Raw genomic sequence first — 25156 nt, 5'->3', positions numbered from 1 at the left:
CGAACTCGTCCGAGCTGCATCCGAATGCAGGGACTCGCGGGAATTGTAGATTTGAATACGGCTGTGTCGCCGCAACGGTTACTTCCCCTACGAGCTGTCCTCGTAATTTTGAGATGGAGATTCTTTGATGTTCGGTCGCAAGCCCCAGATTGATGCACAAGCACGGCTCGATGCGATCGGCCGCTCCCAGGCCATGATTGAATTCAATCTGGATGGTACGATCGTCACGGCCAACAAGAACTTCCTCGACGCCCTCGGCTATCGGCTCGACGAGATTCAGGGCAAGCATCACTCCATGTTCGTGCCGGCCGAGCAGCGCGACACCGCCGAGTACAAGGCGTTCTGGGCTGCATTGAACCGTGGCGAGTACCAGGCGCGCGAGTTCAAGCGGATCGCGAAGGATGGCCGCGAGGTCTGGATCGAAGCATCCTACAATCCGGTGCTCGACGGCAACGGCAAGACGGTGATGGTCGCCAAGATTGCGACCGACATCACCGCGAAGAAGATCCGGAGCATGACGGATGCATCGAAGATCGCCGCCATCGGCCGTGCCCAGGCCGTCATCGAATTCAGGCTCGACGGCACCATCGTCACGGCCAACGAGAATTTCTGCAAGACGCTGGGCTATTCGCTTGCCGAGATCGAGGGCAAGCACCACAGCCTGTTCGTCGCCCAGGCCGACCGCGACGGTGCGGCCTATCGCGAGTTCTGGGCCGCGCTCAACCGCGGCGAATACCAGACTGGCGAGTACAAGCGCATCGGCAAGGGCGGTCGCGAGGTGTGGATCATCGCCTCCTACACGCCGCTGATCGACGAGACCGGCAAGCCGTATGGCGTCGTCAAGTTCGCGACCGACGTCACCGCGGAGAAGCTGAAGAACGCCGATCTCGCCGGTCAGATTGCAGCTATCGACAAGGCCCAGGCTGTGATCGAGTTCAACATGGACGGCACGATCATCACCGCGAATGCGAATTTCCTCGGCACGCTCGGCTATTCGCTGCCCGAGATCAAGGGCAAGCATCACAGCATGTTCGTTGAGCCCGGCGAGCGCGATGGCTCCGCCTATCGCGAGTTCTGGGCCGCGCTCAACCGCGGTCAGTACCAGGCGGCCGAATACAAGCGCATCGGCAAGGGCGGCAAGGAAGTCTATATTCAGGCCTCCTACAACCCGATCTTCGATCTCAACGGCAAGCCGTTCAAGGTCGTCAAATATGCAACCGATACGACCAGGCAGGTGCTGGTCCGCATGGGCAACGAGCGCGTCCGCGGCATGATGGAATCGGTCGCCGCGGGCTCCGAGGAGCTGAACGCCTCGGTGCGCGAGATCTCCGAGGCCATGACCAAGTCGCGCGAGACCGCCATGAGTGCGGTGGATCAGGTCGCTTCCGCCGACGCTCAGGCCCAGCGCCTGACCGAGGCCGCGCAGTCGATGAGCGGTATCGTCGAGATGATCAACAGCATCACCGGCCAGATCAACCTGCTGGCGCTCAATGCTACGATCGAATCCGCTCGTGCCGGCGAAGCCGGCCGCGGCTTTGCCGTGGTCGCCTCCGAAGTGAAGAGCCTCGCCAACCAGGCCAAGCAGGCCACGGACAAGATCGGCCAGGAGATCGGCAGCCTCAACGGCATCTCCGGCGACGTCGTCAGCGCGCTCGGCTCGATCAAGCAGGCGATCACCAGCGTCAGCGAATACGTGACCTCGACCGCCGCCGCCGTCGAGGAGCAGAGCACGGTGACGAACGAGATGTCGAACAGCATGCAGCGCGCCGCCGCGGAGGCCGCTGCAATCGCGGCAAGGGCGTAGTTCGAATCATAGGGCGGGCAAAGGCGCGCTCTTCGCGCGCCGTGCCCTCTATCCGCGAATTCGACGTTGCAGGGTGGGCACGCTCCGCTTTGCAGACCCTACGGTACTATCACGGCTTCGGCAGCTTCGCCTTGAGCGCATACAGTGCATCCAGCGCCTCGCGCGGCGACATCTCGTCGGGGTGCAGCGCCTTCACGGCTTCCAGCAACAACTCGGCTTCGCTCGGCGGCGCGGCTTCTGCGGCGGCGCGCGAGGGCACGGCGAACAGCGGCAGATCGTCCACCAGCGCGCGCGCGGTCTGGCCGCGATCCTGCGCCTCGAGCTTGGAGAGCACCGATTTCGCGCGCGTGATCACGGCGGGCGGCAGGCCGGCCAGTTTTGCCACCTGGATGCCGTAGGAGCGGTCGGCCGAGCCCGGCAGCACCTCGTGCAGGAACACGACATTGCCCTGCCACTCCTTCACCCGCACCGTGGCGTTGAACATCCGAGGCAGCTTGGCGGAGAGCGCAGTCAACTCGTGATAATGCGTGGCGAACAGGGTGCGGCAGCGGTTGCTCTCGTGCAGATGCTCGATCGCGGCCCAGGCGATCGAGAGGCCGTCGAACGTCGCGGTGCCGCGGCCGATCTCGTCGAGGATCACGAGCGAGCGCTCGCCCGCCTGGTTCAGGATCGCCGCGGTCTCGACCATCTCGACCATGAAGGTGGAGCGCCCGCGGGCGAGGTCGTCGGCGGCGCCGACGCGCGAGAACAGGCGGTCGATGATGCCGATCCGCGCACGTGTTGCCGGCACGAAGCTGCCGATCTGGGCCAGCAGCGCAATCAGCGCGTTCTGGCGCAGGAAAGTCGATTTACCGGCCATGTTGGGTCCGGTGAGCAACCAGAGCTGGCCGGATTTTTGCGCAGGGCCTGGCGACAGATCGCAGGCATTGGCGATGAACGGTTCGCCATTGCGCTTGAGCGCCTGCTCTACGACCGGATGGCGGCCGGCTTCGATCGCAAAGCCGAGCGAGGTGTCCACCTCGGGCCGCACATAATTCTCGTCGACCGCGAGCTTGGCGAGCGAGGTCGCGACATCGAGAAGCGCAAAGCCTTGCGCCGCGGCACGCAGGTCATCGCTGATCGCGAGCGCCTTGGCCGAGAGCCTCTCGAAGATCTCGAGCTCAAGCCCGAGCGCGCGGTCGCCGGCATTGGCGATCTTGGCCTCGATCTCGCCGAGCTCCGATGTCGTGAAGCGCACCTGCCCCGCCAGCGTCTGGCGATGGATGAAGGTCGCGTTCAGCGGCGCTGACATCAGCTTGTCGCCGTGCTGCGCGGTGACCTCGACGAAATAGCCGAGCACGTTGTTGTGCCGGATCTTCAGGCCCTTGACGCCCGTGCTATCGGCGTAGCGCGCCTGCATCGAGGCGACGACGAGGCGCGAGGCGTCGCGCAGATTTCGTGCTTCGTCCAGCGCCGGCTCGTAGCCCTGTCGCACGAAGCCGCCGTCGCGCTTGATCAGCGGCAGTTGTTCGTCGAGCGCACTGGCGAATTCCGCCGCGAGCTCGCGCGAGGGCCTTTGCAGCGCCGCCATCACCAAAGCGATCTCCTGCGGCGGTTGGTCGAGCTCGCCAAGCCGCGCCAGCACCTGGTCGGCGGCGATGATGCCGTCGCGGATGCCGGCGAGGTCGCGCGGGCCGCCGCGCCCGACAGAGAGCCGCGCCAGCGCACGCGACATGTCGGGCGCGCTGCGCAGGATGCTGCGGACGTCTTCGCGCGCGGCGGGATCGGCGACGAAGGCCGTGACGGCATCGAGCCGCCTTGCGATCGCCGTCGCATCCGTCAGCGGCGCCGCCAGCCGCTGGGCGAGCAGGCGCGAGCCCGCCGAGGTCACCGTGCAGTCGATCGCATCGAGCAGCGAGCCGCGGCGTTCGCCCGCGAGCGTCCGCGTCAGCTCGAGATTGGCACGGGTCGCCGGATCGATCGCCATGGTCGCGCCGGAGGCCTCGCGCGCGGGCGGCGACAGCGGCGGATGCTTGCCGACCTGGGTTCGGTCGACATAGGTGACGGCGGCGGCCGCGGCGGTGGCTTCCAGGCGCGTGAGCTGGGAGAGCCCGTCCATGGTTGCGACGGCAAAGTAGTCGCACAGCCGTTTCTCGGCGGTGGCGCCGTCGAAGACGTCGCGGGTCAGCGGCGTCACCGCCGGCAGCTCGCGCAGGGTCTGTCCGAGCTCGTTGTCGTTGTAGAGTGCGTCGGTGACGATCGCCTCGTTCGGGTTGATGCGCGCCAGCGTCGCGGCAAGCTCGCCGCCCGCTACTTCCGTCACCATGAATTCAGCGGTCGAGATGTCGATCCAGGCGAGACCGAAGCGGTCGCCGCCGGCAGAGGACCGCGCCCGCGCGATCGCCAGCAGGTAATTGTTGGCGCGCGCATCGAGCAGCGTGTCCTCGGTCAGCGTGCCCGGCGTGACCAGCCGCACCACGCCGCGGCGGACCACGCTCTTGTTGCCGCGCGCCTTGGCCGCCGCGGGATCCTCGGTCTGCTCGCACACCGCGACGCGATGGCCGGCCGAGATCAGGCGATGCAGATAGTCCTCGGAGCGCTCGACTGGCACGCCGCACATCGGGATGTCGGCGCCCTGATGCTTGCCGCGCTTGGTCAGCACGATGCCGAGCGTCCTGGAGGCGATTTCGGCGTCCTCAAAGAACAATTCGTAGAAATCGCCCATCCGGTAGAACAGCAAGAGGCCCTGATGCGCCGCCTTGATCTCCAGGTACTGTTCCATCATCGGCGTGACGCGCGCTTCCGCTGGCGGCGCGGGCGCTTCGTCGGGGGGCGGAACGGGTATCGGCTGTTGCATCGTCATGGGCGGCGCAACCTACAAAATTTCGGCACCTGCTCCTATCGGTTTGGCCGGGAGGAGCGGGTTTTCCACGTTGTCCGCATTGCGGCATGCGCTGGAAGCGCGCACACCCCTCGGAACACGCGCGCATCGGTCAATTGACCTGCCGCGGGCGCCCTCCTAAAACTCCGCCGACATTGAAGAAATTGAGCCGAACCGCGGCATTCAGGGAGAACAACGATGCGTGACGTCTTTATCTGCGATGCCGTGCGGACCCCGATTGGACGCTTCGGCGGCTCGCTCGCCAAGGTGCGCGCCGACGATCTCGCCGCCGCCCCGATCAAGGCGCTGATGGCCAGGCACCCCAGCCTCGACTGGGCGCAGGTGGACGAAGTCTTTTTCGGCTGCGCCAACCAGGCCGGCGAGGACAATCGCAACGTTGCGCGCATGGCGCTCCTGCTCGCGGGCCTCCCGGATTCGGTTCCCGGCCAGACCCTGAACCGCCTCTGTGCCTCCGGCCTTGATGCGGTCGGCGCGGCCGGCCGCGCCATCCGCTCCGGCGAGATCGAGCTCGCCATCGCCGGTGGCGTCGAGTCGATGACCCGCGCGCCCTTCGTGATGGGCAAGGCGCAAGAGGCCTTCTCGCGCTCGGCCGAGATCTTCGATACCACGATCGGCTGGCGCTTTATCAATCCGCTGCTCAAGGCGCAGTACGGCGTCGATGCCATGCCCGAGACCGGCGAGAACGTCGCCGAGGAATTCCAGGTCTCGCGCGCCGACCAGGACGCCTTCGCCATCCGCTCGCAGCAGCGGGCAGGTGCCGCGATCGCAGCCGGCTATTTTGCCGAAGAAATCATCCCGATCACCATTCCCGGTGGCAAGGCGGGCCCCATCACCATCGACAAGGACGAGCATCCGCGTCCCGAGACCACTCTGGAGGGCCTCGCCAAGCTGAAGCCGATCGTGCGCAATCCCGGCACGGTGACCGCCGGCAACGCCTCCGGCGTCAATGACGGCGCTGCCGCGATGATCCTGGCTTCGGAAGCAGCAGTGAAGAAGCATGGTCTAACGCCCCGCGCGCGCATCCTCGGCCTTGCTTCCGCCGGCGTGCCGCCGCGCATCATGGGCATCGGCCCGGTGCCGGCGACCCGCAAGCTGATGGAGCGGCTCGGCAAGAAGATCAGCGATTTCGACCTGATCGAGCTGAATGAAGCCTTCGCCTCGCAGGGCATTGCCTGCATGCGCCAGCTCGGCGTGTCCGACGATGCCGACTACGTCAATCCGCATGGCGGCGCCATCGCCCTCGGCCATCCGCTCGGCATGAGCGGCGCGCGCCTGGCGCTCACCGCCGTGCACGGCATGGAGAAGCGCGGCGGCGAGCTTGCGCTCGCCACCATGTGCGTCGGCGTCGGCCAGGGCGTCGCGGTCGCCATCGAGAAGCTGAACTGACGGTCCACAAAGTGGACCGTCATCCCGGAGCCGCTCGTCAGAGCGGAATCCCGGATCTCGAGTTTCCGGGGTCAGCCCTGCGGCTGCCCCGGAATGACAGCTTGGGGCTCCGAAACCCGCTTCCCCCAATTAGTTATATCCTATAATGATTGGCGGAAGCGTTGACCGGCCGGACCACAATGGCCGGGGAGGAGTTCGCCAATGACGTTCATCTATCCCACCGACAGCAACAAGGCGCATCCGCTGCCGCTGTCGCCCGAATACAAGAGCTCGATCAAGCGCGCGCCGAACAAGCCGCTGATCCCGATGCGCCATACATTGTCGGAATTGACCGGGCCCGTGTACGGCCACGAGACCGTTCGCGAGGGCGACAACGATCTCACCCGCCAGCACAGCGGCGAGCCGCTCGGCGAGCGCATCATCGTCCACGGCCATGTGCGTGACGAGGACGGCCGGGGCGTACCGAACTCATTGGTCGAGATCTGGCAGGCCAATTCCTGCGGCCGCTACGTTCACGTCCGCGACCAGCATCCGGCGCCGCTCGATCCCAATTTTACGGGTGCCGGCCGCACCGTGAGCGATGCGGCCGGCTACTACCGCTTCGTCAGCATCAAGCCGGGCGCCTATCCCTGGGGCAACCATCACAACGCCTGGCGGCCTGCGCATATCCATCTGTCGGTCTTCGGTCATTCCTTCGTCTCGCGCCTCGTGACGCAGATGTACTTCCCGAACGATCCGCTGTTCCCGTTCGACCCGATCTTCAACTCGGTGCCGGACGAGAAGGCGCGGGCGCGGATGGTCTCCTCGTTCGACCTCGAGAACACGCAGCCTGAATGGGCGCTGTGCTACCGCTTCGACATCGTGCTGCGCGGCAAGAACGCCACGCCCATGGAGAACAGTTAAGTGCAAGATTCTGTGAAACCCAACGGGATCACCCCATCGCAGACCGTCGGTCCGTTCTTCAAGTACGGCCTGACGCCCAATGGCGAGTACGCCTGGAACGACGCGTTCACCAGCTCGACATTGACCCCCGATGTCACCGGCGAGCGCGTTCGGATCGAAGGCCGGGTGTTCGACGGCGACGGCGTTGCGGTGCCGGATTGCATGCTGGAGATCTGGCAGGCGGACGCGCAAGGCCGCTTCGCCGACCTGCAGGACAGGCGCGCGTTACCGAATGCGAGTTTCCGCGGCTTTGCCCGTTGCGGCACCGACAAGGACGGCAACTACGCTTTCGAAACCATCAAGCCGGGCGCGGTGCCGGATCCCGACGGCAAGCCGCAGGCGCCGCACGTCCTGCTGGCGGTGTTCGGTCGCGGCATGCTGCGGCATCTTTACACCCGCATCTATTTCAGCGACGAGGCCGGCAACGCAGCCGACCCCGTGTTGGCGCTGGTGCCCACTGAGCGGCGCGCTACGCTGACCGCCGTGCGGGATGCCGGCAAGCCGGTCTACCGGCTCGATCTGCGGTTGCAGGGCGACAACGAGACGGTGTTCTTCGACGTGTGAAGGCGCTGCGTGCCGAAGAAGTATTGCTCTTCGGCACGCCTTTCTCCGTCCCCTCGCATCAAGCCGACGCGCGGCGGGGCGGAATGGACTGTCTTGCAGGCCTGTGCGTCAGCTCTACTGACTCAAATTCCGATAGTATTAGGCTCGACTTCCGCAATTATGCGGGCTCCAGGCGGTGCAATTCGACCGCAAAGCAATCCCGTATTTACCGTGTTCGTCTAGGGTGGCTCCAGTTTTGACGCCGGTCCTGGATTGTTTTCATGAAATTTCGTCTGTCGTTATCGTCTGCGATCATCGCATTCGGCATCGTTCTTGCCGTCGGTTTTGCCGCCGTGGTTTCGACCAGCCTGTATGCCTTGAAAGAGCTCAAGGTCGGCGGTCCGCTCTACTCCGACATCAAGCTGGGCAACGACCTCATCGCGGACATTCTGCCGCCGCCGGAATATGTCATCGAGGCCTATCTCGAGGCGACCCTGGCCATGCGCGAGCCGGACCAGCTGGCGGCCCATGGCGAACGCCTGATCCAGCTCCGCAAGGATTACGACGAACGCAAGGCATTCTGGGTCTCCTCCAGCCTCTCGGCCGACCTGAAGACAGCGCTGGTGTCGAAATCCGACGCCGAGGTGCAGAAGTTCTGGAAGGCGTCCGACCAGCTCCTGCTGGCCCTCAAGGCCAAGGACGCGGCTGCGTCCGAACGCATCTATGCCCAGCTCAAGGACGCCTACACCGCGCATCGCGCCGTGATCGACAGCATCGTCGAGAGCGCCAACAAGCAGAATGCCGCCATGGAGAAGCTCGCCGCCGACCGCGACAGCGCGATGCTTTGGATCCTCCTCGGCGTCTCCGCTGCCGTCCTGGCATTCATTGCCGCGGGCCTGCTCGGCGTTGCCTTCGGCGTGATGCGGCCGATCGTGCGCATGACGGACACGATGCAGAAGCTGGCGACCGGCGATCTCGCCGCCGACATTCCATTCGCCCACCGCCAGGACGAGGTCGGCTCGATGGCGGGTGCGCTTGTGGTGTTCAAGCAGTCGGCAGTCGAGAATTCCCGGCTGCGCGAGGAGCAATTGCGGCAGGAGCAGGAGGCGGCGCTTGCCAAGCGCTCGGCCCTGCACCAGATGGCAGAGACCGTCGAGCGCGAGACCGGCCGCTCGGTCGACACCGCGAGCGCGGCGAGCCATGGCGTGGAGCGGGCTGCTACCAGCCTGTCCGAGATCGCAAGTTCGCTCTCCGCGCAGTCGCAGGCCGTCGCCGCGGCCTCCACCCAGGCCCTGGGCAGCTCGCAGACCGTCTCGGCCGCGGCTGAAGAGTTGAGCGCCTCGATCCGCGAGATCGCGAGCCAGGTCGCGCGGACCAGCACGGTCACGAAATCCGCGGTCGCCGGCCGCGAGCAGGCGCGCTCGACCATCCAGGCGCTGGCCGGATCGGTCAAGAAGATCGCCGAGGTCTCCGATCTCATTGGCGGCATCGCCGGCCAGACCAACCTGCTGGCGCTCAACGCCACGATCGAGGCGGCGCGCGCCGGCGAGGCCGGTCGCGGCTTCGCCGTGGTCGCCGCCGAGGTAAAGTCCCTGTCGGACCAGACCGCCAAATCCACCGAGGAGATCACGCGGCTGATTACCGAGATCCAGGCTTCGACGCAGGCTGCGGTCGATGCCGTCGAGACGATGGGAGGGCACATCGTCGAGATCGATGGCGTGGCGACCTCGGTTGCCGCCGCGATGGAAGAGCAGGACGCCGCGACGCGGGAGATCACGCGGTCGATTTCCGAATCGGCGTCCGCGGCGAAGGAAGTCTCGGCCAAGATCGGCAATGTCAGCCGCGACGCCGCGTCCGTGAACGAGCGCGCCGCGGAGGTCAGGCAGGCGATTGCCGGCATGACGGCCAATCTCGAACAGCTACGGTCGGTCGTGGTCAGGACCGTGCGCGACTCGACCGCGGCAGCCTGAGCCCGGCGGTATTTCGGCCGCTAGTGCCTTGGGGGTGTGATCGTGCAGTATGGCGCGGGACAGGGGCATCGTGGTTCATGACATCTCCACAATTGCCGGCGGTCGTTGAGCCCGCCCGATTGACGGCCGCGCTGCGCCGGGGCGGTGTGCTGGACGCTGGCGCGGTGCGCGAGGTGAAGGTGCTGCACCAGCGCGACACCGTCGTGTCGCACATCATCCGGCTCGGCCTGCGCTATGTCGGCGAATCCACCGGCGCCCCGCAATCGCTGATCCTGAAGACCGCCAATCCCGCGTTCGCCGCGAAGCTTGCCAATGGCGGCCGGCGCGAGGTGGAATACTACACCCAACTCGCGACGAGCATGCCGTCCGGGCTCGTGCCCGGCTGCTTCGACGGACATTTCGATGAGGGCAGCCTAGCCTGGCATCTTCTGCTCGAGGATCTCACCGACAGCCACGACGTCGCGGCGGCTTGGCCCCTGCCTCCGTCGCGCGAGCAGGCTATTGCGGTCGTGACGACGCTCGCACGCTGGCACGCGTCGTGGTGGGACCATCCGAGCCTCGGCGACACCGTCGGCACCTTTGCAAGCCCCGAAGACGGCGCGGAGCGCATGGAGACGTTCGCGGGGCATTACGACCGCTTTGCCGATTCGCTCGGTGACCGTCTCAGCGAGGAGCGGCGTACGCTCTATCGTCGCCTGATCGATCAGTCGGAGCGGCTGTCCCAGCGTTACCACTCACGCCGTCACCTCAGCATCACCCATGGCGATGCCCATGTCTGGAACTTCCTGCTGCCGCGCGCGGGCGTAGCCGATACCGTCCGGATCTTCGATTTCGATCTGTGGAGCATCAACGTTCCGACCCACGACCTCGCCTACATGATCGCGATGCACTGGTATCCGGAGCGCCGGCAATCGCTCGAGCGCTTGCTGCTCAATCTCTATCATGACGCTCTGATCGAGAGCGGAATCACCGGCTACACGCGCGGTGCGCTCGATCGCGATTATCGCTGGGCCGTGCTGTGGCAGATCACGCGGCCGGTCTGGCAGTGGAGCATCAACATTCCGCCGGTGATCTGGTGGAACAATCTGGAGCGGATATTCGCGGCCGTGGATGACCTGGGCTGCGAGGAATTGTTGTAGCGGCTTGTACTCCAAATTCGGCGTCGTCCCCGCGAACGCGGGGACCCATAACCACAGGGAGGAGCGAGCCGGCAACTCCGAGTCTTCGCCAAACCACTTCCTGTGATTATTATGGGTCCCTGCGCTCGCAGGGACGGCATTGGAGAGTGTGGATCGAGCGCGCCTACTCCATCACCGCATGTTCCGGCCCAGCCGCCTGTTTGCGCAGCGTGGCCTTGGTCGAGCCGATCAGCAAGGCGAGCGGGATGGTGCAGAGGACGAAGAGCATCACCAGTTGGTAGTCGTGCGCGAAGGCGATGATCTGCGCCTGTACGTTGACCATCCTGTCGGCCATGGCACGGCCGGTGTCGGTGGACAGGTTGATCATGCCGCTGACGTCAGGCATCTGGAGCGCATGGTTGAACGGATTGATGTGCTCCGACAGGATCGCATAGGTCCGCCGGGTCCCCTGGGTCAGCTGAGCGATGACGACGGAGATGCCGACCGAGCTCGCGACGTTGCGCATCAGCGTCAGCATCGCGGTGCCGTCGGTACGCAACTCGTTCGAGAGCGTCAGGAACGCCACGGTCGAAAGCGGCACAAACACGAGACCGAAGCCGAAGCCCTGGATCACGCTGACGGTGACGATCTCAGGCACCTGGGTCAGATCGGTCCAGCCGGTCATCTGGAACAGCGAGCCCGCGGTCATCGCCAGCCCCGCGATGATCAGCGTGCGCGCCTCGAAATACCGCATCATGCGGCCGACCAGCATCATGGCGAAGAAAGTGCCGAAGCCGCGGCTTGCCAGCAGGAGGCCGGCGGTGATGATGGGATAGCCAATCACGTTCTGCATGTAGGGCGAGGCCAGCGCCATGGTCGAAAACAGGACGAGCCCCATCACGATCATGAACATGCAACCAGTGACGAAGTTGCGATCCCGGAACAGGCCGAAGCGGATGAACGGCGTCGAGGTCGTGAAGGAGTGCGCGAGAAAGAAATAGAAGGCGGCGGCCGAGACGATGAACTCTGCGAGAATCTCGTTGGATTCCAGCCAGCCCAACTGCTCGCCGCGGTCGAGCGCGAGCTGCAGCGCGCCGATCGCGACCGCCAGCGCAGCGAAGCCGAACCAGTCGAATCTGAGGCTGAGGTTCTTCTCGGTCTCGTCCATGAACACGATCAGTCCGAGCACCGTGATGGCGCCGAACGGCAGGTTGACGAAGAACACCCAGTGCCAGGAATAGGTCTCGGTCAGCCAGGCGCCGAGCGAGGGTCCCATGATCGGGCCCATCATCACGCCCATGCCCCAGATCGACATCGCCTTGGCGCGTTCCTGGAGCGTGTAATAGTCGAGCATCACCGATTGCGACAGCGGCACCAGGGCGGCGCCGAACACGCCCTGCAGTAGCCGGAACAGCACCATCTGGTTGATGTCCTGGGCGAGGCCGCACAGCACCGAGGCCATGGTGAAACCGGCCGCGCAGATGATGAAGATGCGCTTGCGGCCGAAGCGGTTGGCAATCCAGCCCACCGGTGCCGTCATGATCGCGGCGGCGACGATGTAGGATGTCAGCACCCAGTTGATCTGGTCCTGCGAGGCCGACAGCGTTCCCTGCATGTAGGGCAGGGCAACGTTGGCGATGGTGGTGTCCAGCGCCTGCATGATGGTCGCGGTCATGGCGCAGATCGTCACCATGTTCCGGCGCAGGCCGGGAACCATCAAAGCGGGATTGGACTCCGCCATCGGATCAGTCCTTGTCCTGATCTTTGTCTTGGCCCGCGGTCGCCGACAGGCCGAACAGGCCGGCGAGGGAGCGTTTGTGGCCGGTGTCGATGGTGGCATAGACGCTCATGCCGGCCTTCAGTTTCCGCACGTGCTTGTCGGTCTCGTCGAAATAGATGCGGATCGGCACGCGCTGCACGACCTTGACGAAATTGCCGGTGGCGTTCTGCGGCGGCAAGATCGCGAATTGAGCGCCGGTGCCGGGCGAGAGCGAGCCGATCTTGCCCTTGAAGACGTGGTTCGGGAATGCATCGACCTCGAGCGTGACGGGCTGTCCTTCGGTCACATAGGTGAGATCGCTCTCCTTCGGGTTGGCGTCGACCCAGGGGTGGGTGACGTCGATGATCGAAAACACCGGCGTGCCGGCAGCGACATAGCGCCCGAGCTGGATCTGCTCGACCTGCGTCGCCACGCCATCCATCGGAGCGCGCAGTACGGTGTGGTCGAGGTTGCGCTGGGCATCGTCCAGCTTGGCTTTCGCCTGTGCGTAGGCCGGGAATTGCTGGAGCGGCAACGCGACGTCGCCGAGCAATTGCGTCTTGGCGTTTGAGAGCTGCTGCTTGATGTATTGCGCCTGCGCGCCTGCGGTGACCAGTGCATTCGAGGCGTTGTCGAGATCGAGCTGCGAGCCATAATTGTTCTTCACCAGCGCCTGCTTGCGCTCGACGTCGCGTTTCTTCAAATCGATGCCCTGCTGGGCCAGATCGAGCATGTCGCCATAGATCTTGATGTTGGCGACGAGATTGTCATAGGTCGTGCGGGCCTGCGCGAGCTGCGCCTTGGCTTCGTCTACCGCGTGACGAAACGGAATGGGATCGATCTCGAACAGCTCGTCGCCCTGCTTGACCGACTGGCCTTCCTTCACGATGACCTTCTGGATCTTGCCGGAGATGTCGGGCGTCACCAGCACCTTCTGGGCGCCGACATAGGCGTCGTCGGTGCCGACATAGCGACCGCCTTTGAGATAGAAGGTGAGGCCGCCGATGACGGCGATCACAGGCAGCACGACCAGGAGCAGGAAGCGGCGGTAGCGGCGCAAGCCCGCCATCATGCGGCGGCGCGGATCGCTGCCCGCCTTCTTTGTGGGCTTGCCGTTGTCGGTCTTCTGCTCGGGCTGGAACTTGAGGACCTGGTCAGCCATAGCGCTGCTCCTTACGTGCTTGTTCCGCTCCTGAGGTCTGGATCGCGGTGCGCACGTTTTCCTTGATGGTTTCGAGCTGGGTGAGGAGGCGATGGGCGTCAGCCGGCGTGATGCCCTCGAGGGCGTTGGCCGTCAGCTCGGACTTCAGCCCGCTCATCCGGCCGAGCAATTGCCGGCCGGCCTTCTTGAGATACAGGCGCTTGACGCGGCGATCCGAGGCATCGCTGCGGCGTTCGATCCAGTCGTTGTCGCACAACTTGTCGATCAGGCGGGTCAGCGTGATGGGCTGCATTTCCAGCAGCTCGGCGAGCTCAGACTGCTTCATGCCCTCGCTGCGCTCGACCTTGGCCAGCACCGCCCATTGGGCGCGGGTGATCCCGAACCGCGATGCCTCCTTGTCGGCATAGACACGCAAGAGGCGGTAGAGCTCGCCCAACGTAAACAGGAAGTTCTGGTCGACAGGCCCGCGGCTCATGAGCTTGGTCTCCAATAAGCAGGCATATAATAAGCAAGCTTATGATTATTCCATCGGGGGACAACGCGACGCTGTCCCGCTGCAAAGGCATGGCTGGTCGCCGCAATGGCGGTCGCGCTTTGGGTTCCGCCGCCGAAATGCTAGAAGGCGATTGTATGGCCCCTGCTAAATCGGCATTTCCCGCGCCTGGTCACGATCACGGCCGCTGCACCGCGGATGCGCTGGCGCATGCCGAGGAGGTGTGCGAGCAGCGCGCGCAGAAATTCACGCCGATCCGCCGCCAGGTGCTGAGTGCACTGCTCTCCAGCCACCGGCCGCTCGGCGCCTATGAGGTGATCGACGAACTCGCCAAGTCGATGGCGCGGCCGGCGCCGATCACGGTCTATCGCGCGCTCGATTTCCTGATGGCCAACGGCCTCGTGCACCGCATCGAGAGCCGTAACGCCTACCTCGCCTGTGCAGCCCACGACCATGACGCGACCTCGGCGGTGGCGTTCCTGATCTGCGAGCGCTGTGGCCTCGTCGGCGAGATCCCGTCGGCGTCCTTTGCCGGGAACCTCAATGCCGCGGCACGCAGCTCAGGCTTTGCCCCGAAATTGTCCGTGGTGGAGATCACGGGCGTCTGCACCCATTGTCAGAAAGCTGCATAAAGCAACAACGGCGCAAGGCCGGTTTTTCGGGAAGAAATGTCCTCACCACAAGCCATACCGTCCGCCGGCCGTCCCCTCAGTGCCGGCGCCATCGCCCTGATGCTCATGCTGTGCCTGACCTGGGGGTTCAACCAGATCGCGGTGAAGCTGGTGCTTCCGGACATTCCGCCGATGCTCCAGGCCACGATCCGCTCGGCCGGCGCATTGCCGGTGCTGTTCATCATCGGCACGTTTCGCGGCGTCAAATTCTTCGAGAACGACGGCACTTGGAAGCCGGGCCTGATCGCCGGGCTGATGTTCGGCATTGAATTCGTGCTGATCTTCCAGGGGCTGCGCCTCACCTCGGCCTCGCGCGCGGTGGTGTTCCTCTACACCGCGCCGTTCTTCGTTGCGCTCGGCTCCTACCAGGTGCTCGGCGAGCGGCTCGGCGCCTCGCAATGGCTGGGTCTCGCCATCAGCTTTGCCGGCGTTGCCCTCGCGATCGGCGTGCCGCAGTCCAATGTGGATTCGCATGTTCTGCTCGGCGACCTCATGATCGTCGGCGGCGCCGCGCTGTGGGCCGCGACGACGCTGGTTGCCAAGGGCACGAGGCTGCGGTTCGCCGCGCCCGAGAAGGCGTTGGGCTATCAGGTTGCCATTTCGATCCCGATCCTGGGGCTGGCGGCCTGGCTGTTCGGCGAGACCATCACGCACACGCCGGCGCCGCTGTCGCTCGGCCTGATGGCCTTCCAGGCGATCTGGGTGGTTGGAACCACGTTCACGCTTTGGTTCGCGCTGGTGAAGACCTATTCGGCCAGCAAATTGTCGGCTTTTACCTTCATCACCCCTTTGTTTGGCGTGGTGGGTAGCTATTTCATCATGCACGACACCCTAAGCCTGGCGTTCGGGGCGGCCGCCCTCCTTGTAATTGCTGGGCTTTTTCTGGTTAACCGTCCGAGCCAAACGGCCGCGGCGCCGGCTGATGCATTGCTGAACGTCACCAAAACCTGATATTTGGACCCCATGAACAAGCCCGAAACCACCATCGATTCCGACATCGCGGGACCCGCACCGCGCCATCGTACCACCCAGGTCAAGGTCGGCGACGTCGCCGTCGGCGGCGGTGCGCCGATCGTCGTGCAGTCGATGACCAACACCGACACCGCCGACATCGACGGCACCATTGCCCAGGTCGCAGCGCTCGCGCGCGCCGGCTCCGAAATGGTCCGCATCACCGTGGACCGCGAGGAAGCCGCTGCCGCCGTTCCGCACATTCGCGACGGCCTCGCCAAGCGCGGTATCAACACGCCGCTGATCGGCGACTTCCACTATATCGGCCACAAGCTGCTCGCGGCCTATCCGGCCTGCGCCGAGGCACTCGCCAAGTACCGCATCAATCCCGGCAATGTCGGCTTCAAGGACAAACGCGACACCCAGTTCGCCGACATCATCGAGATCGCCAACAAGAACAACAAGCCGGTTCGCATCGGCGCCAATTGGGGCTCGCTCGACCAGGAGCTGCTGACCAAGCTGATGGACGAGAATGCCGCGTCCGCCAATCCGCGCGACGTGCGCGCGGTGACCCGCGAGGCCATGGTGCAATCCGCGCTGCTTTCGGCCGCGCGCGCCGAAGAGCTCGGCATGCCCAAGAACCGCATCATCCTCTCCGCAAAGGTCTCGGCGGTGCAGGATCTCATCGCGGTCTATCAGGATCTCGCCAGCCGTTCCGACTATGCGATCCATCTCGGCCTGACCGAGGCCGGCATGGGCTCGAAGGGCATCGTCGCCTCGTCCGCTGCGCTCGGCATCCTGCTTCATCAGGGCATTGGCGACACCATCCGCATCTCGCTGACGCCGGAACCCGGCGGCGATCGTACCCGTGAGGTGCAGGTCGGCCAGGAGCTGCTCCAGACCATGGGCTTCCGCACCTTCGTGCCGCTGGTTGCCGCGTGCCCCGGCTGCGGCCGTACCACCTCCACCACGTTCCAGGAACTGGCCCGCTCGATCCAGGATTTCATCCGCGACGAGATGCCGGCCTGGAAGACGAAATATCCCGGCGTCGAGGAGCTCAACGTCGCGGTGATGGGCTGCATCGTCAACGGCCCGGGCGAATCCAAGCACGCCAATATCGGCATCTCGCTGCCCGGCACCGGTGAAGCGCCGGCTGCGCCTGTCTTCGTCGACGGCAAGAAGTTCCGCACGCTGCGCGGACCCACGATCTCCGCGGACTTCAAGGCACTTGTGATCGACTACATCGATCAGCGCTACGGCCAGGGCGCCAAGGTGCCGGTGACGGCGGCGGAGTAGGCGTCTCCTCAACATCGAATCGTAAGGCGGGTTAGCGCAGCGTAACCCGCCTTATTTTTTGCGGGCGCGCAGTGGCGGGTTACGCTTCGCTAACCCGCCCTACATTGCTACGATGGCTCCCAATCAACAATGATCGGGAGACACGCCATGAGCTCACTCGCCGGCAAGCAGGGTCCGCGCTATCGCCACACGGCTGAGGACGGCGCGCCTTACGAAACCATCGCGGTCGAAAAGCTCACGCCCATCATCGGCGCGGAAATCTCCGGGATCGACATCGGCTCGCTCGTTGATGGCGACGCGCGCTCCAACCAGCAGATGGACGAGATCCACCGCGCGCTCGCCGAAAACCTCGTCGTCTTCTTCCGCGACCAGCACATCACGCCGCAGCAGCATCTCGCCTTCGGCCGCAAGTTCGGCGAGCTGCATTTTCATCCCGCCGCGCCGCACCAAGACGAAGACCCGGCGCTGATGAAGATCTACGCCGACAAGAACTCGCCGCGCGCCAAGGGCGAGGGCTGGCACTCGGACGTGTCTTGCGATCTCGAGCCGCCGATGGGCTCGATCCTCTACATCAAGCAGTGCCCGCCGCGCGGCGGCGACACGCTGTTCGCCAACATGTATGCGGCTTACGAAGCCTTATCGGACCGCATGAAGGCCTATCTCGACGGCCTCACCGCGCTGCACGACGGCGAGCCGATCTACCGTGGGCTCTATGCGAATTATGGCGTCGCCGATCGTCCCTCCTATCCGCAAGCCGAGCATCCCGTGCTGCGAACCCATCCGGTCACGGCTAAGAAGGCGCTCTACGTCAACCGCGGCTTCACCCGCCACATCAACGGCATCCCGCGCGACGAGAGCGATGCGATGCTGGCCTATCTCTACCAGCACGCCGAAAACCCGCTGTTCCAGTGCCGCTTCCGCTGGACCGAGAACGCCATCGCGTTCTGGGACAACCGCTGCACCCAGCACCGCGCGATGTGGGACTACTGGCCGCATACGCGCTCGGGCACACGCGTGACGGTGAAGGGAGAGCGGCCGGTGTGAGCGGTGGACGTTCGGCTGGCCTGCACTGAAAAAGAAAAGGCCCCGGACGATGCCGGGGCCTTCGATCGTCACGGGAAAGCGCCGCTCAGTATCTGGCAACGATCGGGCCGCCAAACTTGTAGTTCACGCCGACGCGGGCAATCTGGTCTGTGAACTTGTGATTGACCGTGATGTCCGAGCCGGGAAGACAATTTGCGCACCCCGGAATGCTCGTCGCGTACGATCCGAGGTCGACATAGAGATATTCAGCTTTGACCGTCCAATTTCCGGCAACGTGATACTCCATGCCGGCGCCAACCGTCCAGCCAGCCCGGGTCACTGAAGAATTCACGATGCCAAGATCGCCGGGATCAATGCACGGCGCGCCGAAAAAGCAAAATGTATCGGTCGTCTTCAGATTTCCTACAGCCAAACCGCCAGCGACGTAAAAGAGTGCATCACCCGCCGCCCAGCCCAATCTTCCGCGGAGTGTTCCCAGGAATGTTAGCTTGCTCGAATTGGTCATTACGTCGAGGGGATTGATGACCAGGAATCCGACCGGAGGGACCTGAACCCGGGTCGCCGTACCGTCGGCCCAGTTGGCATCGGCTTCGACACCGACAACAAGGTTGCTGGTCTGCCAATTGTAGCCAGCCTGCACGCCGCCAATCACCCCCTCAGGGTGCAAATTGGTCCGGGTGAACGCGTTCAAATCTGCGGCCCCGGCAGCTCCCCAACCGACGGGATTCGCAGCGGGAGTGATCCGATCGTCTCCCCAGTGACCGCCGACGTTGCCTCCCACGTAGAAGCCGGTCCAATTCCAAGCGGCAATGACCGGTGCCGGAGCCTTGGCGTAAGGACGGGCGCCCAGGTCGGCTGCCGCAGCGGCGCCGGTGAACAGGGCGGAGGTAACTGCAACGGCCAGCGCAAGTTTTTTCACGACGAAGTTTCCCTCATTTCAAGGAGGCACGTTCCTTAAATTACCAGTTGACAGCCGGCTTCGTCTGTCACCCGTGAGCAACGGTACCTGAATATATTTCCCGGCTTGCGCGATTAGGGGAACGATACAAGGTGTGATTGTCAGCCGTCGAAAATGGCAGCCGCAGTGCTGAGGCAACAAGAAGGCCCCGGCGGGCGGGGCTTTCATACGCGTTCCTGCACGCGGAGAGCGCCGGGGTAGCGACGGGGTAGCGACGGAGCGGCGCCTTAGAATGGGAGTGCCCACCATCTCGCCCCTAGCTAGGCGCGCCAGACATAGTAACGGCGCGAAGAGCCGCCTTTGCCTCCGCCCTACATACTCCGCGGCTCTGCGTTGACGTCTTCCAGCGTCCGCGCCAATCTTCCCCAAAAAACAAATCGGGAGGATGCCATGCTCCGCGCCGAGGACAATAAATTCCTGACCGAGGCCGGCCCTGGAACGGGCATGGGCGAATTGTTGCGCCGGTTCTGGATTCCCGTCCTGCTCTGCGAAGAACTCGCCGAGCCCGATGGCGAGCCGAAGAAGATCGTCGTGCTCGGCGAGGAGCTTCTCGCCTTCCGCGACACGCGCGGCGTCGTCGGCGTCATCGACCAATACTGTCCGCATCGCGGCGCCAATCTCTGGCTTGGGCGCAACGAAGAGTGCGGCATCCGTTGCGTCTATCATGGCTGGAAGTTCGACACCGACGGCCGCTGCCTGGACATGCCGACCTCCTATCCCGATCTCAACGCCAAGGACCTGATCCGCATCAAGTCCTATCCGGTGCGGGAATGGGGCGAGATGATCTGGGCCTATATGGGGCCTCTTGAGGCCATGCCCGAGCTGCCCGATCTCGAAATGGCACTGCTGCCGGCCTCGCATCGCTACGTCAGCAAGAAATGGTAGGACTGCAACTGGGTGCAGGCGCTGGAAGGCTCGATCGACACGGCGCATTTCACTTTTGCCCATCTTTCCTTCGACAAGGAGGAGACCGAGATCCTGGACATCAAGAAGCACTTCGTGAATCCGATCGCGCGGATGTCGAGCGATCACATGCGCTGGATCGCGGAGGATCCACGCCCGGTGATCAAGATCAGTCCGCACGAGGCCGGATTGACCATCGCCGGCGGACGGCTCACCGGCGGCGACAACATCTACTGGCGCATCGCGCAGTTCCTGATGCCGTTCCACGCTTACGCTCCCAGCGCGATGCCGGGCGAGAACATTTTCGGGCAGACTTTCGTGCCTGTCACCGACACGAATTGCTGGATCTATACCTATGCCTGGAATCCGGAGCGTCCGCTGACGCAAGGAGAGCGCGACGCCTATGACCATGGCAACGGCGTGATCGCGGAGGTCGACGACAACTACGTGCCGCTGCGTCATAGGGGCAACGACTATCTGATCGACCGCAAGCTCCAGAAGACCCGAAGCTACACGGGCATCAAGGGCGTGTCCGAGCAGGACGCCGCCGTGCAGGACAGCCAGGGGCCGATCGCCGACCGCACCCGCGAGCATCTCGGGCCGACGGATCTCGGCATCATGCATTTCCGCAAGGTCGTGATGGATCTGGCGCGGGCGCTCCAGCGGGGCGAACCGCCGCCGCAGGCTGCGCATCAGGACCGCTATGCGGTGCGCTCCGGCGCCTGCGTGACCAGCAAGTCCAAAGACCTGCCTGCGGTCATGCTGGAACGTTTCGGCGATGCCGCGGGTTTCGTCGGGCGCCCCAGGATTGCAGCGGCGGAGTAGCGCTTGGGGCAATCGCGGGGCATCATCGTCGGGCTGGTTGCGTCGATCCTGCTATCGTCGCTTGCGACTGTTGACAGCAGCGAGGCCGCGACCGCACGAAAGTTTGCAAGACCCAAGGCCAAGCCGCAGGTATCGGCCAGATGTGAGATGCCAAAATTCCGGATCATGGTGGACGTCGGGCACACCCCGGACTCCTACGGCGCGCTGAGCGCGCGCAATGATCCGGAGTTCGGCTTCAACTTCCGTCTCGCAAGACTCATCGCGGCAAGACTCAAGTCCGACGGCTTCGCCGCAACCCGACTGCTCGTCACGGACGGCAAGGCGCGGCCGAGCCTTTTCAAGCGGGTCAGTGCCGCGAATGGCGGCCGGGCCGATCTCTTCCTGTCGATTCACCACGATTCGGTGCCGGACAAGCTGCTCGAGACCTGGGAGTTCGACGGCGCGAAGAGCTATTTCAGCGATCGCTTTTCGGGCCACTCCCTGTTCGTGTCGCGGCACAACCCGCACTTCGCCACCAGCCTGATGCTGGCCCGGATGATCGGCCGGCAGTTGAAAGAGCAGGGCCTGGACTATGCCAGCCAATATACCTTGCCGGTGATGGGCCGGTACCGGCGCCAGCTGCTCGACAAGGATGTCGGCGTCTACCGCTACGACGGACTCGTCGTTCTCTCGCGGACGAGCAGCGCCGCAGTGCTGCTCGAAGCCGGCTCCATCATCAATCGCGACGAGGAGATGGCGATGAACTCGCCGGAGCGGCATGAGACGATTGCCGGGGCTGTTGCCGCGGCAATAGGGGAGTTTTGCGCAAGGCGGTAGCTCCCGCCCTACAGCGGCACCCCGCGATACTCCCGGTTTGCCAGGCTCGCCTCCTCCAGATCCAGATCGCGCTCGATCCGCCGCCGCGTCTCGTCGGTGATCTGGCCGTCGCGCAAGAGGTCGTGGATGAATTTCCGTTCGGCGGCGATTAGGTTGCGGGTCAGCGCGGTGCCGGCGGCGGAGACGTCGTGGCGGGCAGGGTCGAGCGAATCCGGAAGCTGGTTGACGCGGATCTCGTGTCGCGCACGCAAAAGCCGGATCACCTCCTCGGACACCTCCTTTTCCGCAGTCAGCGCGTCGAGTGATTTCAGTGCCGCATCGAGCGCCTGGCGGCGTGCGGCGATCTCGGCCTCGTGCTCGGCGGCATGCTCGTTTCGGCCGGCATCGGCGACGCCGAGCCACCGCACCACCGGCGGCAGCGTCAGGCCGACGCCGATCAGCGTGACGAAGATGACGCCGAAGGCAACGAACAGGATCAGGTCACGATATGGGAACGCCTCGCCATCAGGGAGCGTGAACGGCAGCGCCAACGCGGCCGCAAGCGACACCGCGCCGCGCACGCCGGTGAAGGCGAGCACGAACGGCCATTGCCACGGCGGCGGCGGATCGCGCTCGCGCAACGATTTGCTGAGCATCCGCGGCAGATAGGTTGCGGGATAGAGCCAGGCGAAGCGCGCGATCACGACGATCATCAGGACAAGGGCCGTCGCGATCAGAATGTCGTCGAGCGGAAACGACTTCGACTTCTCGTAGAGCGCGCGCATCTGGAAGCCGGTGAGCAGGAACAGCACGCCCTCGATCAGGTAAATGATGAGATCCCAGAAGAAGATGCCTTGCAGCCGTGTCGCCGACGAGATCAGCAGCGGGCCGTTCCAGCTCACATAGAGACCGCAGGCGACGGTGGCGATCACGCCGGAGCCGCCGACATGCTCGGGCAGCCAGTAGGAGACGTAGGGCGTGATCAGCGACAACGTCAGCTCAACCTGCGGGTCCCTGGACCATTTGCGGAAGCGCAGGGAGAGCAACCCGACGCCGATGCCGAAAGCAATCTCGCTGGCGACGATCAGCAAGAACTCGCCGGCCGCCAGCGGCAGGGAGAAATGTCCGACCATGATTGCGGCCAGCGCGAAGCGGTAGAGGGTCAGCGCCGTGGCGTCGTTGGCGAGCCCTTCGCCCTCGAGGATGACCAACAGCCGCCGCGGCAAATTGAGCCGGCGCGCGATCGCGAGCGGCGCCACGACGTCGGGTGGCGCGACGATGGCGCCGAGCAGAAACCCGATGGCCCAGGGCAGGCCGATCAGGTAATGCGTGGCGGCCGCCACCATCGCCGCGGTGAAGATCACCGCGCCGACCGCGAGCAGCACGATGGGGCGCAAATTGTTCTTGAACTCGCGCCAGCTCATCGCGACGCTTGCCGAGTAGATCAGCGGGGGCAGCACCACCAGCAGCACCAGCTCCGGCGGCAGCTCCACCGACGGCATGCCCGGCACGAAGGCGAGGCCGACGCCGGCCAGCATCAACAGGATGGCAGGGGCAACGTTGAAGCGGCGTGCGGCGAGCGCCACGCCCGCCAATACGGCCAGCAGGATGAGAAAGGTCTGAAATTTCGCTTCCATGATGGTCTGTCTTGAACCGGAAGCGACTGCTGCGTCAATGCGTGCGGCTTACGCCAGCCGCTCGACCACCATTCGCCCGATTCGCCCGAACACGGCTTCGATCTGCGCTGCCGTCGGCGTGCCGCCTTGGACATAGGCCGCGATCAGGATCGGCGTGTCGGGCTTGGGCCAAGCCACCGCGATGTCGCCCGCTGCGTCCTTGCCATTGTAGCCGGTCTTGTCGCCGATCTTCCAGCTCGCGGGCAGGCCGCCGCGCAGCCGGTTGGCGCCGGTCTTGCAGTTCACCATCCATTCGGTGAGCTGCGCGCGAGAGGCCGGAGGCAACGCCTCGCCCGTCACCAGGCGGCGCAAGTTCCCGGCCATCGCCGCCGGCGTCGTGGTATTCCGGGGATCTCCGGGCGGGGAGCGATTGAGTTCGGGCTCGTCGTGGTCGAGCCGCGAGGTGGTGTCGCCGAGCGATCGCCAGAATGCAGTGAGCGCGGCAGGGCCGCCGATCCGCGCCAGCAGCAAGTTGGCGCAGGTGTTGTCGCTGCGCTCGACGATCGCCTTGCACATCTCGGCGACAGACATCGCACCCGCCGCGAGATTTTGCTTAGCGACCGGCGCGTAGTCGAGCAAGTCGGTCTTGCCGTAAGGGATCCTGGCTGCGAGCTGCTCCTCGCCGCGATCGACCCGTGCCAGCACGCAGGCCGCGAGCGAGGCTTTGAATGTCGAACACATGACGAAGCGCTCGTCGGCACGCCAGGTGAGCCTTGCGCCGCTGGCCAGATTTTCCGCATAGACCCCGATCCGCCCGCCACTCTCGCGCTCGTAGGATTCGAGCTCAGGCGGCGCGCCCGCGGCTAGCACGGGAGATACGGCCATCCAGCCAAGTGAGGCGAGCAGGGAGCGGCGGTCGAGCAGCATGGGGGACTTTCAGGTGAATGGGAGGCGGGGAATATGCGGATGCTGTATCCGCGGCGCTATTGCGGGGAGCGAAGCGACGAAGCAATCCAGAGTCTCCCGCGGAGGGATTCTGGATTGCTTCGTCGCAAGAGCTCCTCGCAAGGACGAAGGATAACGTCGAGCGCGGCAGATATTGGGCGAACGTCGAGCCTCGTCACTCCCTCAGATCATATCGATACGATTTCGACACGATCTGCCAGCCGTCGGCGAGCTTCATCGCCACCAGATAATCGGTGAAGAAACGCGGCGGCAACTGGCACCGGACCTTGATGAAGGCGGTCTTGTCGTCCGAACGGTCGATGGTGACGATGAAATCCTCGCGCGGCTTGCCTTCGGCCTTGCCGGACGGGCGCTTGCGCACGCGGTCGAGCCAGTCGGGCACGGTCAGCACCTGCAATTCGCCCTTCTCGACCCAGCGCAGATCCGCGGAGGGATGGAAGATGGCACCGAGCTTTTCGGCGTCGCCCTCGTAGAGCCCGTCAAAATAGGATTGCACGACGGCTTCGACGCTCGAACGGTTCTGGCTCATGGGGCATCCCTTTGCTGATGGCTTTGGGATGAACTTAGTCGTACGCATCAAAATGCGCTATGGGTGTCTCTCGCCGACTGCGGAGACATCGGAATGACCGGATCAGAAACTTCGAACGCTCGTATCCTGATCGGCGAATGCTACTGCCGCACCGTGCGCTTTGAGGTAGCCGACGCGTTCTCCTATGCGATGAACTGTCACTGCTCGAACTGCCGTCGCACCACCGGCTCCGCCTTCAAGCCGTTCGCCGGCATCCCACAGGACAAGCTCCGCATTGTCCGGGGTGGGGACCAGCGGATGATTTTCGGCGACGACACCACCCATGACGCACATTGTGCCCGATGCGGCTCGCTGCTCTATTCCCGGGTGCGTGACGGACAATGGGTCCATGTCACCATGGGAACCCTGGTCGATGCCCCCTCAATCCGGCCAAGCGCCCACATTTTCGTAGCCTCGAAGGCGCCCTGGCACGACATCACGGACAATCTGCCGCAATATCGGGGGCATATCGGCGATGGCTAAGGGAACTCGGTCGACACCAGCG

At 64.5% G+C, this 25156-nt stretch carries 22 protein-coding genes; 14 read left to right on the top strand and 8 right to left on the bottom strand.

All coding sequences use genetic code 11. From position 1 onward, the window contains the following. The first annotated feature begins 127 nt into the window (after nucleotides 1-127). On the top strand, nucleotides 128-1804 hold the full coding sequence (locus tag RX330_RS35340; RefSeq protein WP_317241588.1) for a PAS domain-containing methyl-accepting chemotaxis protein: 1677 nt from the start codon (nucleotides 128-130) through the stop codon (nucleotides 1802-1804). 109 nt (nucleotides 1805-1913) lie between these two features. On the opposite strand, the gene mutS is transcribed toward RX330_RS35340, so the two are convergent. Continuing rightward, nucleotides 1914-4646: a DNA mismatch repair protein MutS gene (gene mutS, locus RX330_RS35335; protein WP_317241587.1), complete on the bottom strand. Its 2733-nt coding sequence runs from the start codon at nucleotides 4644-4646 to the stop codon at nucleotides 1914-1916. A gap of 216 nt (nucleotides 4647-4862) precedes the next feature. Here mutS and pcaF point away from each other — a divergent pair, with 216 nt between their 5' ends. From pcaF to RX330_RS35310, 5 genes are all read left to right on the top strand, one after another. After that, nucleotides 4863-6071 (top strand): 3-oxoadipyl-CoA thiolase, encoded by a 1209-nt coding sequence (gene pcaF / locus RX330_RS35330; RefSeq protein WP_317241586.1) that lies wholly within the window; start codon nucleotides 4863-4865, stop codon nucleotides 6069-6071. A gap of 201 nt (nucleotides 6072-6272) precedes the next feature. Next, entirely contained in the window at nucleotides 6273-6974 is a 702-nt protein-coding gene (gene pcaH / locus RX330_RS35325; protein ID WP_317241585.1) for a protocatechuate 3,4-dioxygenase subunit beta, read from the top strand. After that, complete coding sequence (gene pcaG, locus RX330_RS35320; RefSeq protein WP_317241584.1) at nucleotides 6975-7577, top strand: protocatechuate 3,4-dioxygenase subunit alpha; 603 nt, start codon at nucleotides 6975-6977, stop codon at nucleotides 7575-7577. Nucleotides 7578-7837: 260 nt separating this feature from the next. Then, entirely contained in the window at nucleotides 7838-9526 is a 1689-nt protein-coding gene (locus tag RX330_RS35315) for a methyl-accepting chemotaxis protein (RefSeq protein ID WP_317241583.1), read from the top strand. A 77-nt stretch (nucleotides 9527-9603) separates the two neighbouring features. Beyond that, nucleotides 9604-10665, top strand: coding sequence for a phosphotransferase (locus RX330_RS35310; RefSeq protein ID WP_317241581.1), 1062 nt, complete (start codon nucleotides 9604-9606; stop codon nucleotides 10663-10665). Nucleotides 10666-10828: 163 nt separating this feature from the next. On the opposite strand, the gene RX330_RS35305 is transcribed toward RX330_RS35310, so the two are convergent. The 3 genes from RX330_RS35305 to RX330_RS35295 are packed head-to-tail and all read right to left on the bottom strand — an operon-like array spanning nucleotide 10829 to nucleotide 14040. Beyond that, a complete protein-coding gene (locus tag RX330_RS35305; RefSeq protein ID WP_212083697.1) occupies nucleotides 10829-12385 on the bottom strand; it encodes an MDR family MFS transporter in 1557 nt (518 codons plus the stop codon). A gap of 4 nt (nucleotides 12386-12389) precedes the next feature. Then, nucleotides 12390-13565: an HlyD family secretion protein gene (locus RX330_RS35300; RefSeq protein WP_317241580.1), complete on the bottom strand. Its 1176-nt coding sequence runs from the start codon at nucleotides 13563-13565 to the stop codon at nucleotides 12390-12392. After that, the gene (locus tag RX330_RS35295) at nucleotides 13558-14040 is read right to left on the bottom strand and encodes a MarR family winged helix-turn-helix transcriptional regulator (protein WP_212083701.1); all 483 of its coding nucleotides are present in this window, start codon (nucleotides 14038-14040) and stop codon (nucleotides 13558-13560) included. Before RX330_RS35295 ends, RX330_RS35300 begins: the two co-directional genes overlap by 8 nt. A gap of 155 nt (nucleotides 14041-14195) precedes the next feature. Between RX330_RS35295 and RX330_RS35290 the strand changes: the two genes are divergently transcribed. The 4 genes from RX330_RS35290 (at nucleotide 14196) to RX330_RS35275 (ending at nucleotide 18020) form a co-directional block, all read left to right on the top strand. Beyond that, on the top strand, nucleotides 14196-14690 hold the full coding sequence (locus RX330_RS35290) for a Fur family transcriptional regulator (RefSeq protein ID WP_317241579.1): 495 nt from the start codon (nucleotides 14196-14198) through the stop codon (nucleotides 14688-14690). 36 nt (nucleotides 14691-14726) lie between these two features. Further along, nucleotides 14727-15680: a DMT family transporter gene (locus RX330_RS35285; RefSeq protein WP_317241578.1), complete on the top strand. Its 954-nt coding sequence runs from the start codon at nucleotides 14727-14729 to the stop codon at nucleotides 15678-15680. Between the two features lie 12 nt (nucleotides 15681-15692). After that, on the top strand, nucleotides 15693-16976 hold the full coding sequence (gene ispG / locus RX330_RS35280; RefSeq protein WP_317241577.1) for a flavodoxin-dependent (E)-4-hydroxy-3-methylbut-2-enyl-diphosphate synthase: 1284 nt from the start codon (nucleotides 15693-15695) through the stop codon (nucleotides 16974-16976). A gap of 147 nt (nucleotides 16977-17123) precedes the next feature. Beyond that, on the top strand, nucleotides 17124-18020 hold the full coding sequence (locus RX330_RS35275) for a TauD/TfdA dioxygenase family protein (protein WP_317241576.1): 897 nt from the start codon (nucleotides 17124-17126) through the stop codon (nucleotides 18018-18020). An 85-nt stretch (nucleotides 18021-18105) separates the two neighbouring features. Here RX330_RS35275 and RX330_RS35270 read toward each other — a convergent pair whose 3' ends face one another. Further along, complete coding sequence (locus tag RX330_RS35270) at nucleotides 18106-18939, bottom strand: outer membrane protein (RefSeq protein WP_212083722.1); 834 nt, start codon at nucleotides 18937-18939, stop codon at nucleotides 18106-18108. A 429-nt stretch (nucleotides 18940-19368) separates the two neighbouring features. Here RX330_RS35270 and RX330_RS35265 point away from each other — a divergent pair, with 429 nt between their 5' ends. The 3 genes from RX330_RS35265 to RX330_RS35255 are packed head-to-tail and all read left to right on the top strand — an operon-like array spanning nucleotide 19369 to nucleotide 21522. Then, nucleotides 19369-19863 (top strand): Rieske 2Fe-2S domain-containing protein, encoded by a 495-nt coding sequence (locus RX330_RS35265; protein ID WP_317241575.1) that lies wholly within the window; start codon nucleotides 19369-19371, stop codon nucleotides 19861-19863. Nucleotides 19864-19875: 12 nt separating this feature from the next. After that, nucleotides 19876-20706 carry a hypothetical protein gene (locus RX330_RS35260; protein WP_317241574.1) on the top strand — a complete coding sequence of 277 codons (831 nt, stop codon included), beginning with the start codon at nucleotides 19876-19878 and terminating at the stop codon, nucleotides 20704-20706. Nucleotides 20707-20709: 3 nt separating this feature from the next. Next, entirely contained in the window at nucleotides 20710-21522 is an 813-nt protein-coding gene (locus RX330_RS35255; RefSeq protein ID WP_317241573.1) for an N-acetylmuramoyl-L-alanine amidase, read from the top strand. An 8-nt stretch (nucleotides 21523-21530) separates the two neighbouring features. Here RX330_RS35255 and RX330_RS35250 read toward each other — a convergent pair whose 3' ends face one another. The 3 genes from RX330_RS35250 to RX330_RS35240 form a co-directional block, all read right to left on the bottom strand. Continuing rightward, complete coding sequence (locus RX330_RS35250; protein WP_317241572.1) at nucleotides 21531-23138, bottom strand: Na+/H+ antiporter; 1608 nt, start codon at nucleotides 23136-23138, stop codon at nucleotides 21531-21533. A gap of 48 nt (nucleotides 23139-23186) precedes the next feature. Beyond that, the gene (bla, locus tag RX330_RS35245) at nucleotides 23187-24044 is read right to left on the bottom strand and encodes a class A beta-lactamase (protein ID WP_317241571.1); all 858 of its coding nucleotides are present in this window, start codon (nucleotides 24042-24044) and stop codon (nucleotides 23187-23189) included. A gap of 193 nt (nucleotides 24045-24237) precedes the next feature. Next, on the bottom strand, nucleotides 24238-24612 hold the full coding sequence (locus RX330_RS35240) for a nuclear transport factor 2 family protein (protein ID WP_007598116.1): 375 nt from the start codon (nucleotides 24610-24612) through the stop codon (nucleotides 24238-24240). A 93-nt stretch (nucleotides 24613-24705) separates the two neighbouring features. On the opposite strand from RX330_RS35240, the gene RX330_RS35235 reads away from it, so the two are divergent. Continuing rightward, entirely contained in the window at nucleotides 24706-25134 is a 429-nt protein-coding gene (locus tag RX330_RS35235; RefSeq protein ID WP_212083738.1) for a GFA family protein, read from the top strand. The last annotated feature ends 22 nt before the right edge of the window (nucleotides 25135-25156 follow it).

The organism is Bradyrhizobium sp. NDS-1, assembly GCF_032918005.1.
GTDB classification, from domain to species: domain Bacteria; phylum Pseudomonadota; class Alphaproteobacteria; order Rhizobiales; family Xanthobacteraceae; genus Bradyrhizobium; species Bradyrhizobium tunisiense.
The sequence above is the reverse complement of the archived record's forward strand: the minus strand, read 5'-3'. Positions and strand labels throughout refer to the sequence as shown.

What these genes read in the sequence shown, in the direction of transcription:
- RX330_RS35315 (WP_317241583.1), top strand. Translation starts at nt 7,838, where the DNA reads ATGAAATTTCGTCTGTCGTTATCGTCTGCGATCATCGCATTCGGCATC.
- RX330_RS35295 (WP_212083701.1), bottom strand. Translation starts at nt 14,040, where the DNA reads ATGAGCCGCGGGCCTGTCGACCAGAACTTCCTGTTTACGTTGGGCGAG.
- pcaH (WP_317241585.1), top strand. Translation starts at nt 6,273, where the DNA reads ATGACGTTCATCTATCCCACCGACAGCAACAAGGCGCATCCGCTGCCG.
- RX330_RS35235 (WP_212083738.1), top strand. Translation starts at nt 24,706, where the DNA reads ATGACCGGATCAGAAACTTCGAACGCTCGTATCCTGATCGGCGAATGC.
- RX330_RS35250 (WP_317241572.1), bottom strand. Translation starts at nt 23,138, where the DNA reads ATGGAAGCGAAATTTCAGACCTTTCTCATCCTGCTGGCCGTATTGGCG.
- RX330_RS35265 (WP_317241575.1), top strand. Translation starts at nt 19,369, where the DNA reads ATGCTCCGCGCCGAGGACAATAAATTCCTGACCGAGGCCGGCCCTGGA.
- RX330_RS35275 (WP_317241576.1), top strand. Translation starts at nt 17,124, where the DNA reads ATGAGCTCACTCGCCGGCAAGCAGGGTCCGCGCTATCGCCACACGGCT.
- bla (WP_317241571.1), bottom strand. Translation starts at nt 24,044, where the DNA reads ATGCTGCTCGACCGCCGCTCCCTGCTCGCCTCACTTGGCTGGATGGCC.
- RX330_RS35285 (WP_317241578.1), top strand. Translation starts at nt 14,727, where the DNA reads ATGTCCTCACCACAAGCCATACCGTCCGCCGGCCGTCCCCTCAGTGCC.
- RX330_RS35240 (WP_007598116.1), bottom strand. Translation starts at nt 24,612, where the DNA reads ATGAGCCAGAACCGTTCGAGCGTCGAAGCCGTCGTGCAATCCTATTTT.
- ispG (WP_317241577.1), top strand. Translation starts at nt 15,693, where the DNA reads ATGAACAAGCCCGAAACCACCATCGATTCCGACATCGCGGGACCCGCA.
- RX330_RS35290 (WP_317241579.1), top strand. Translation starts at nt 14,196, where the DNA reads ATGGCCCCTGCTAAATCGGCATTTCCCGCGCCTGGTCACGATCACGGC.
- mutS (WP_317241587.1), bottom strand. Translation starts at nt 4,646, where the DNA reads ATGACGATGCAACAGCCGATACCCGTTCCGCCCCCCGACGAAGCGCCC.
- RX330_RS35300 (WP_317241580.1), bottom strand. Translation starts at nt 13,565, where the DNA reads ATGGCTGACCAGGTCCTCAAGTTCCAGCCCGAGCAGAAGACCGACAAC.
- RX330_RS35310 (WP_317241581.1), top strand. Translation starts at nt 9,604, where the DNA reads ATGACATCTCCACAATTGCCGGCGGTCGTTGAGCCCGCCCGATTGACG.
- RX330_RS35305 (WP_212083697.1), bottom strand. Translation starts at nt 12,385, where the DNA reads ATGGCGGAGTCCAATCCCGCTTTGATGGTTCCCGGCCTGCGCCGGAAC.
- RX330_RS35340 (WP_317241588.1), top strand. Translation starts at nt 128, where the DNA reads ATGTTCGGTCGCAAGCCCCAGATTGATGCACAAGCACGGCTCGATGCG.
- pcaF (WP_317241586.1), top strand. Translation starts at nt 4,863, where the DNA reads ATGCGTGACGTCTTTATCTGCGATGCCGTGCGGACCCCGATTGGACGC.